The organism is Streptococcus lishijunsis (assembly GCF_047290665.1).
GTDB lineage: Bacteria > Bacillota > Bacilli > Lactobacillales > Streptococcaceae > Streptococcus.
Genome location: NZ_JBLBUC010000021.1, coordinates 21,449 through 28,251 on the forward strand (window position 1 = coordinate 21,449; position 6,803 = coordinate 28,251).

Sequence of the window (6,803 nt, forward strand, 5' to 3'; positions counted from 1 at the left end):
CAAGCTCACTTAATTTTCAAGAAAATTACAGTTTTTCGGAAAGATATGGTGAGGAAAAATTAACCTTCCTTTATCTGATTAGGTAATATACATTTTAGATTAGTTATTATTAGCAATAACTCTTAGGAAAACTAATTCTTCTAGTCAATCCTTCTTTTTTATGGTATTATTTTTAATAAGAAAGTTTTATGGAAAGGTGCTAGATAAGCCGATGACTACAGATTGTGAATTGATTGTGATGTTAACACATAATGACTGCACCGTCAGCGATGCCTATGCTATATTTGAGACTTGTCGTCATACGAAAGCTAAGTTTTGGGGATTTAAGGAAAAACCACTGCCGTTATCTGAGATGAAACGACTTTATGCTTATATGAAAAACTGTGGTAAGACAACTTTTTTAGAGGTCGTTGCTTATACGGAATCGGAATGCTTAAAGGGTGCTCAAATGGCGCTTGAGTGTGGTGTTGATATTCTTATGGGAACTGTTTTCTTTGATTCTGTCAATGATTTTTGTAAGCAACATCATCTTAAATACATGCCTTTTGTAGGTAAGATTACGGGTCGTCCTTCAATATTAGAGGGAGATATGGATGAGATGATTAGAGAGGCTAAGTCCTATCTTGACAAGGGTGTTTATGGATTTGATCTACTTGGTTATCGTTATACAGGTGACGCTAGCTTATTAAATAAACGCTTTGTGGCTGAAGTCTCTGCTCCTGTTTGTCTTGCTGGTAGCATCGATAGTTATCAGCGTCTCGATGAAGTGTGTGAAGCAAATCCTTGGGCGTTCACAATTGGTAGTGCTTTCTTTGAGAATTGTTTTGGAGATACTTTTGCAGAGCAGATTGATAAAGTCTGTGATTATCTTGACGCTAAAAACGACTGATACTAATATCAGTCGTTTTTATGTTTAACGGATAAGCTCACTAGGAATTTGACTATAATCAAACATAACCTCAGAGTGATTGTCCAACACGAGTGTTTTAGCTAGGACTTCTCCACTTTCTTTGTCTAGTTGCTCACGGTAAATCTTGGATAATCGAAAATATTTCTCCCCTTTTTTAGTGAAATGGTGGTCCTCTTCAACCAATCGATAGGACCAAGGATACGCTTTTTCACTGCGCAACTCCCCGTACAAGGTTTCATTTTCACACCAGATATGCAATTGTACTACTTGGTCAGTAGGATTTTTAAAGCGATAATCCGCATAGTTATAACCAACAGACGTCCCTGTTGCAAAAGGGATACGCTTTGGACCATCGGGAGCAAGGGCATCCGAATGACTATGGAATTCGACAACCTCCATAGGGCTATGTAGGATAAGAAGGTGTAGAGTGTTTGCTAAGTTGCAAAGTCCTCCTCCTATTCCTGCTGTCAGTTGGTCTCCCACAATAACACGCCCATCTTTATAACCATTTTTAGCTGAAATTTTTCCGACCATCTTCCAAAAAGAAAAGGTCTCTCCTGGTTTTATGAGAATACGGTTAAATTTACGAGAAGCAATATCAATATTGAGTGCTTTGTTGTATTGGAGTTTGGGGTCTATGCCTTTACCGGTTTTGATGAGGGCAGACTGAGAGCTTGAGATAACTGCTGGTAATAAGGTCTCCTGAAATGTTTGCGCAAAGGCATCTTTACTTTTAGCATTTTGAAGATGTCTCTTAAAAATTTCTTTTTGAGTTGAAATGTTATAACAAACTGGATGAATATCACAAAATAAGATTTCTTTTTTTAAAAACTTGACCACATTACCAATAACCATAAAACTCTCTTCTCCTTTTAATTGCTATAAGATTGTCTTGAAAATAAGCGATGAATGGCTAGAATAAGCTTTTCCAGTTGCCTTTTTTTACCTAGCTTTGTCTCGTTTTCTTGAGGCATAAATTGGACCATGATATTATCCAGTCCAGCTCGGTTAGCTCCTAAGATGTCTGTGAAGATCTGGTCGCCGACAACAACTACTTCCTTAGGACTTACCTGCAATTGCTTAACTGCCTTGTGGTAGGCTGCTGGATTGGGTTTGTCAGCTAGGGGGATGTAAGGCAGGGGACGTGTACGTGTAAAGTGCCTGATACGCTCGTCTGAATTATTAGAGAGTAAGAATAAAGAAAATCCTATCTCTACAAGCTGGTCAAATAGCCGCTCGACTTCAGGTGTGATATCACGACCATGGGGGACTAAGGTTGCATCAATGTCAAAGATAATAGCACGATACCCTTTTTGGTACAATTGCTGATAATCAATGTCGAACACGCTCTTGGCGTATGTTTGAGGGAAAATATGTTTAATCATTTACGAATCCCTTTTATTTTCGTTTTTTCTTGGCTTTTTTCATCTTTTTAGCCATACGTTTCATAGCTTGTTTAGTGGCAAATTCGCCCACTTTTCCTTTCAAGCCACCGCCAAAGAGTTGACTCATATCCACATCAGCACCAAGAGCCGACATATCAGGCATACCGTTTGCTCCCATCATACCATCTAGAGCTGACATATCCATACCATTTGGCATATTTTTAGGGAGATTGTTGGGATTAAGTCCCATTTGTTTCATCATTTTGGACATATCACCAGACATGACCCCTTGCATCATTTGTTTGGCTTGGTTAAAATCTTTGATAAATTTATTGACTTCAACAAAGCTATTGCCAGAACCAGCAGCAATACGGCGACGGCGACTTGGGTTTAAAAGGTCTGGATTTTCGCGCTCTTGCGGTGTCATAGAGGAGACAATGGCACGTTTTCGAGCAATTTCACGCTCATCTACTTTGACATTTTTCAAGGCAGGATTGTTTGCCATCCCAGGAAGCATTTTGAGTAAATCCTCCATAGGCCCCATATTTTGAACTTGGTCTAGCTGCTCAATGAAATCGTTGAAGTCAAAGGTGTTTTCACGCATCTTTTCAGCCAGTTCCAAGGATTTTTGCTCATCATACTCTGCAGAAGCTTTTTCGATAAGCGTCAATAAATCTCCCATACCAAGGATACGACTAGCCATACGATCAGGGTGGAAGGTTTCAATATCTGTAATTTTTTCACCAGTCCCTGTGAACTTAATCGGTTTTCCAGTGATTTCACGAATAGAAAGAGCCGCACCGCCACGTGTATCCCCATCAATTTTAGTTAAGACTACCCCAGTGATATCCAGTTGTTGGTTAAAGGAATCAGCGACATTGGCAGCTTCCTGACCGATCATACTATCAACTACAAGCAAAATCTCATTTGGCTGCGCTAGTTCCCTAACATCTTGAAGCTCCTGCATTAAGGCTTCATCAATTTGAAGACGACCTGCGGTATCAATGATGACATAGTCATTACGATTTTCTTTAGCTTTAGCTAACCCATTTGCCACAATCTCAACAGCAGAATGCTCTGTCCCCATATCAAAGACAGGAACATCAATTTGTTGACCTAGCGTTTTTAGCTGGTCAATGGCTGCTGGACGATAGATATCTGCAGCAATCATCAAAGGACGTGCGTTCTCCTCTTTGATAAGTTTGTTAGCTAACTTACCAGCAAAAGTGGTTTTACCAGCCCCCTGCAAGCCGACCATCATGATAATGGTCGGAATTTTAGATGATTTAGCAATATCTGCTGTCTCAGAACCTAAAATATCAGTCAGCTCTTCATTGACGATTTTGACGATTTGTTGGGTAGAGTCTAGCGTATCAATAATCTCATGCCCTACTGCTCGTTGACGGACGCGCTTGATAAATGTCTTGACAACAGGTAAGGCAACGTCTGCTTCAAGTAACGCCAGACGGATTTCCTTGGTTACATCTTGGACATCTTTTTCTGAGAGTTTTTTCTTCCCACGAATATTTTTAAAGACACCTTGTAGGCGTTCGGTTAAACTTTCAAAAGCCATGTTAATCTTTGTCTCCTTTAATCTCTATTGTCGATACGGCTAAGTAGTTGGATTTTTTCTTGTAGATAGCTATCATCAGGGTACTTTTCCAAGATAGCATCAAAAATCTGACCACGAACGATATAATCTGAATACATGTGAAGCTTCATTTCATAGCTTTCTAAGATTTTTTCGGTTCGTTTGATGTTATCATAAACAGCTTGACGGCTGACCTGATATTCTTCTGCGATTTCTGCTAAGCTATAATCATCAGCGTAGTAAAGCTCGATATAGTTCATCTGCTTATCAGTCAACAGCGCAGCATAGCATTCAAATAGCGCATTCATACGATTGGTTTTTTCTATTTCCATACCCATTATTATAGCAAAAATAAGCGTTCTTTTATAGCGTTTATCGCTAAAAAGCATTCTATTAGACGTCTTTTTAGTGATTTTCTAAATAAAATTCAAAACGTTCACCGACGTATTGGCTATGAACGTACTCAAAAGGTGTCCCATCTGTCAGATAAGAAATCTGAACAAGCGTCAACATGGCATTGCCGCGCTTGGTATTAAGGACGTCAGCGATGTATTCAGAGGCAGGTCGTGCTGAGATAATTTGACTGCTCTTACCTATCTCATAGCCGTGATGACGGAGTGTGTCAAAAAAACGTTCGGTAATGGCTTGCTTGTCAAATCCTTTAATCAATTCTTCTGGGATAGAGGCGACTTCATAAACCAAGGGAAGACCATCAGCATAGCGGACACGCTCCATTTGTATCACATGCGCCTTATCATCAGATAATTGTAATTTATCACGCTCAGTCTTATCAGCTAGTTTACGTTTGTAAGATAAGAGCTTTGTTGACGGATTCTTGCCTTGTCCTTTGATGATATCTGTAAAACTTGTTGTTCCAGACATTTTTTCTTGCACACGTTTTCGTGCAACAAAAGTCCCACTTCCGATACGGCGCTCTAAAATGCCTTCATCTACCAATAAAGCGATAGCTTGGCGTAACGTCATGCGACTAACTTGAAAAGCATCTGCTAAATCTCTCTCGCTTGGTAGCCGCTCTCCAATCTGCCAAATATTGTTTTCAATGTCTTTTTTTATATGGTCATGTATCCTGATATAAGCTGGTGTCATAGGCTCTCCTTTTTGACTAGTCGTACTAGCTACTCTCTTTATTTTACCATTTTTTAGCTAGGAAAAAAATATGCCTAGCTACTGTTATTTCTTCTAAATTATGCTAAAATAGAGTAAACTGTTAGGAGACTAACATTATAGAAAGGAAACACATGACTGACAACGCTAAACATTTGAATGATGTTCAAAAAATTATCGTTCTAGACTACGGCAGCCAGTACAACCAACTTATTGCACGTCGTATTCGTGAGTTTGGAGTATTTTCAGAGCTGAAAAGCCATAAGATCACAGCCCAAGAGGTCAAAGACATCAATCCTATTGGTATCGTCCTCTCAGGTGGTCCTAACTCAGTCTATGCTGACAATGCCTTTGGTATTGATGAAGCGATTTTTGATTTAGGTATTCCTGTGCTTGGTATTTGCTATGGTATGCAGCTATTGACCAATAAGCTAGGAGGAAAAGTCCTTCCCGCTTCTGAAGCAGGAAATAGTGAGTACGGCCAATCTACCTTGCGCTTAAAGAGCGATTCTCAACTTTTTAGTGGGACACCTAAAGAGCAAATCGTCTTGATGAGTCACGGAGATGCTGTCACTGAAATTCCAGAAAACTTCCACCTTGTTGGGGATTCTCTAGATTGTCCATTTGCAGCTATTGAAAATCCAGAAAAACATATTTATGGTATCCAATTCCATCCGGAAGTACGTCATTCTGAGTTTGGTAATGATATTTTACGTAATTTTGCGTTTAAGATTTGTCACGCTAAAGGTGACTGGTCAATGGAGAACTTCATTGAAATGCAAATTGCTGATATTCGTGAAAAAGTGGGTGATCGTAAGGTTCTCCTTGGTCTGTCTGGTGGCGTTGATTCTTCTGTTGTAGGTGTCTTGCTCCAGAGAGCTATTGGGGATCAATTGACCTCTATCTTTGTTGACCATGGGCTTTTACGTAAAGGTGAAGGCGATCAAGTCATGAATATGTTAGGTGGTAAGTTTGGCTTAAATATTATTCGTGTCGATGCCTCAAAACGCTTCCTTGATCTCCTTGCTGGTGTCGAGGACCCTGAGAAGAAACGTAAAATCATCGGAAACGAATTTGTCTATGTTTTTGACGATGAAGCAAGCAAGCTAAAAGGTGTTGATTTCCTTGCACAAGGAACACTCTATACAGATGTGATTGAATCAGGTACAGAAACCGCTCAAACCATTAAGTCACACCACAATGTTGGTGGACTGCCAGAAGATATGCAATTTGAGCTTATTGAGCCACTCAATACACTCTTTAAAGACGAAGTGCGTGCCCTTGGTACTGCTTTAGGGATGCCTGATGAAGTTGTTTGGCGTCAACCATTCCCTGGTCCAGGTCTTGCCATTCGTGTTATGGGAGAAATTACTCCTGAAAAATTAGAAACTGTCCGTGAATCAGATGCTATTTTACGTGAAGAAATCGCTAAGGCTGGGCTAGAGCGTGATATTTGGCAATATTTCACTGTTAATACCAATGTTCGCTCAGTAGGTGTTATGGGGGACGGACGTACCTATGATTACACCATTGCTGTACGCGCCATTACTTCTATTGATGGTATGACTGCAGACTTTGCACGCATCCCATGGGATGTACTTCAAAAGATTTCTGTCCGTATCGTCAATGAAGTCAAACACGTCAATCGCGTCGTCTATGATATCACTAGTAAACCACCAGCAACAGTTGAGTGGGAATAGAATAAGTTACTCAAAAACCGCATGAAATCAAAGTTTTTGAACTGCACCCCAAAAGTTAGACATAAAATCTAACAATTGGGGTGCTTTTCTTA

At 39.9% G+C, this 6,803-nt stretch carries 7 protein-coding genes; 2 read left to right on the top strand and 5 right to left on the bottom strand.

Going from position 1 to position 6,803, the window contains the following annotated elements:
• The first annotated feature begins 211 nt into the window (after positions 1 to 211).
• Positions 212 to 889 carry a hypothetical protein gene (locus tag ACLN19_RS07690; RefSeq protein ID WP_413385006.1) on the top strand — a complete coding sequence of 226 codons (678 nt, stop codon included), beginning with the start codon at positions 212 to 214 and terminating at the stop codon, positions 887 to 889.
• Between the two features lie 24 nt (positions 890 to 913).
• Here the strand turns inward: ACLN19_RS07690 and ACLN19_RS07695 are convergent, their stop codons facing one another.
• The 5 genes from ACLN19_RS07695 to ACLN19_RS07715 form a co-directional block, all read right to left on the bottom strand.
• The gene (locus tag ACLN19_RS07695) at positions 914 to 1,765 is read right to left on the bottom strand and encodes a VanW family protein (protein WP_413385009.1); all 852 of its coding nucleotides are present in this window, start codon (positions 1,763 to 1,765) and stop codon (positions 914 to 916) included.
• 17 nt (positions 1,766 to 1,782) lie between these two features.
• The gene (locus tag ACLN19_RS07700; protein WP_413385012.1) at positions 1,783 to 2,295 is read right to left on the bottom strand and encodes a YqeG family HAD IIIA-type phosphatase; all 513 of its coding nucleotides are present in this window, start codon (positions 2,293 to 2,295) and stop codon (positions 1,783 to 1,785) included.
• A 13-nt stretch (positions 2,296 to 2,308) separates the two neighbouring features.
• Positions 2,309 to 3,868, bottom strand: a complete 1,560-nt coding sequence (gene ffh, locus ACLN19_RS07705; RefSeq protein ID WP_413385015.1) for a signal recognition particle protein — start codon at positions 3,866 to 3,868, stop codon at positions 2,309 to 2,311.
• Positions 3,869 to 3,885: 17 nt separating this feature from the next.
• Positions 3,886 to 4,218, bottom strand: a complete 333-nt coding sequence (locus tag ACLN19_RS07710) for a putative DNA-binding protein (RefSeq protein WP_413385017.1) — start codon at positions 4,216 to 4,218, stop codon at positions 3,886 to 3,888.
• Positions 4,219 to 4,291: 73 nt separating this feature from the next.
• A complete protein-coding gene (locus ACLN19_RS07715) occupies positions 4,292 to 4,993 on the bottom strand; it encodes a GntR family transcriptional regulator (protein WP_413385019.1) in 702 nt (233 codons plus the stop codon).
• 152 nt (positions 4,994 to 5,145) lie between these two features.
• Between ACLN19_RS07715 and guaA the strand changes: the two genes are divergently transcribed.
• On the top strand, positions 5,146 to 6,711 hold the full coding sequence (gene guaA, locus ACLN19_RS07720; RefSeq protein WP_413385022.1) for a glutamine-hydrolyzing GMP synthase: 1,566 nt from the start codon (positions 5,146 to 5,148) through the stop codon (positions 6,709 to 6,711).
• Positions 6,712 to 6,803: the final 92 nt, after the last annotated feature.

Excerpts from the sequence above, each read along its gene's own strand:
- ACLN19_RS07690 (WP_413385006.1), top strand. The coding sequence starts at position 212 with ATGACTACAGATTGTGAATTGATTGTGATGTTAACACATAATGACTGC.
- ffh (WP_413385015.1), bottom strand. The coding sequence starts at position 3,868 with ATGGCTTTTGAAAGTTTAACCGAACGCCTACAAGGTGTCTTTAAAAAT.
- ACLN19_RS07700 (WP_413385012.1), bottom strand. The coding sequence starts at position 2,295 with ATGATTAAACATATTTTCCCTCAAACATACGCCAAGAGCGTGTTCGAC.
- ACLN19_RS07695 (WP_413385009.1), bottom strand. The coding sequence starts at position 1,765 with ATGGTTATTGGTAATGTGGTCAAGTTTTTAAAAAAAGAAATCTTATTT.
- ACLN19_RS07715 (WP_413385019.1), bottom strand. The coding sequence starts at position 4,993 with ATGACACCAGCTTATATCAGGATACATGACCATATAAAAAAAGACATT.
- guaA (WP_413385022.1), top strand. The coding sequence starts at position 5,146 with ATGACTGACAACGCTAAACATTTGAATGATGTTCAAAAAATTATCGTT.
- ACLN19_RS07710 (WP_413385017.1), bottom strand. The coding sequence starts at position 4,218 with ATGGAAATAGAAAAAACCAATCGTATGAATGCGCTATTTGAATGCTAT.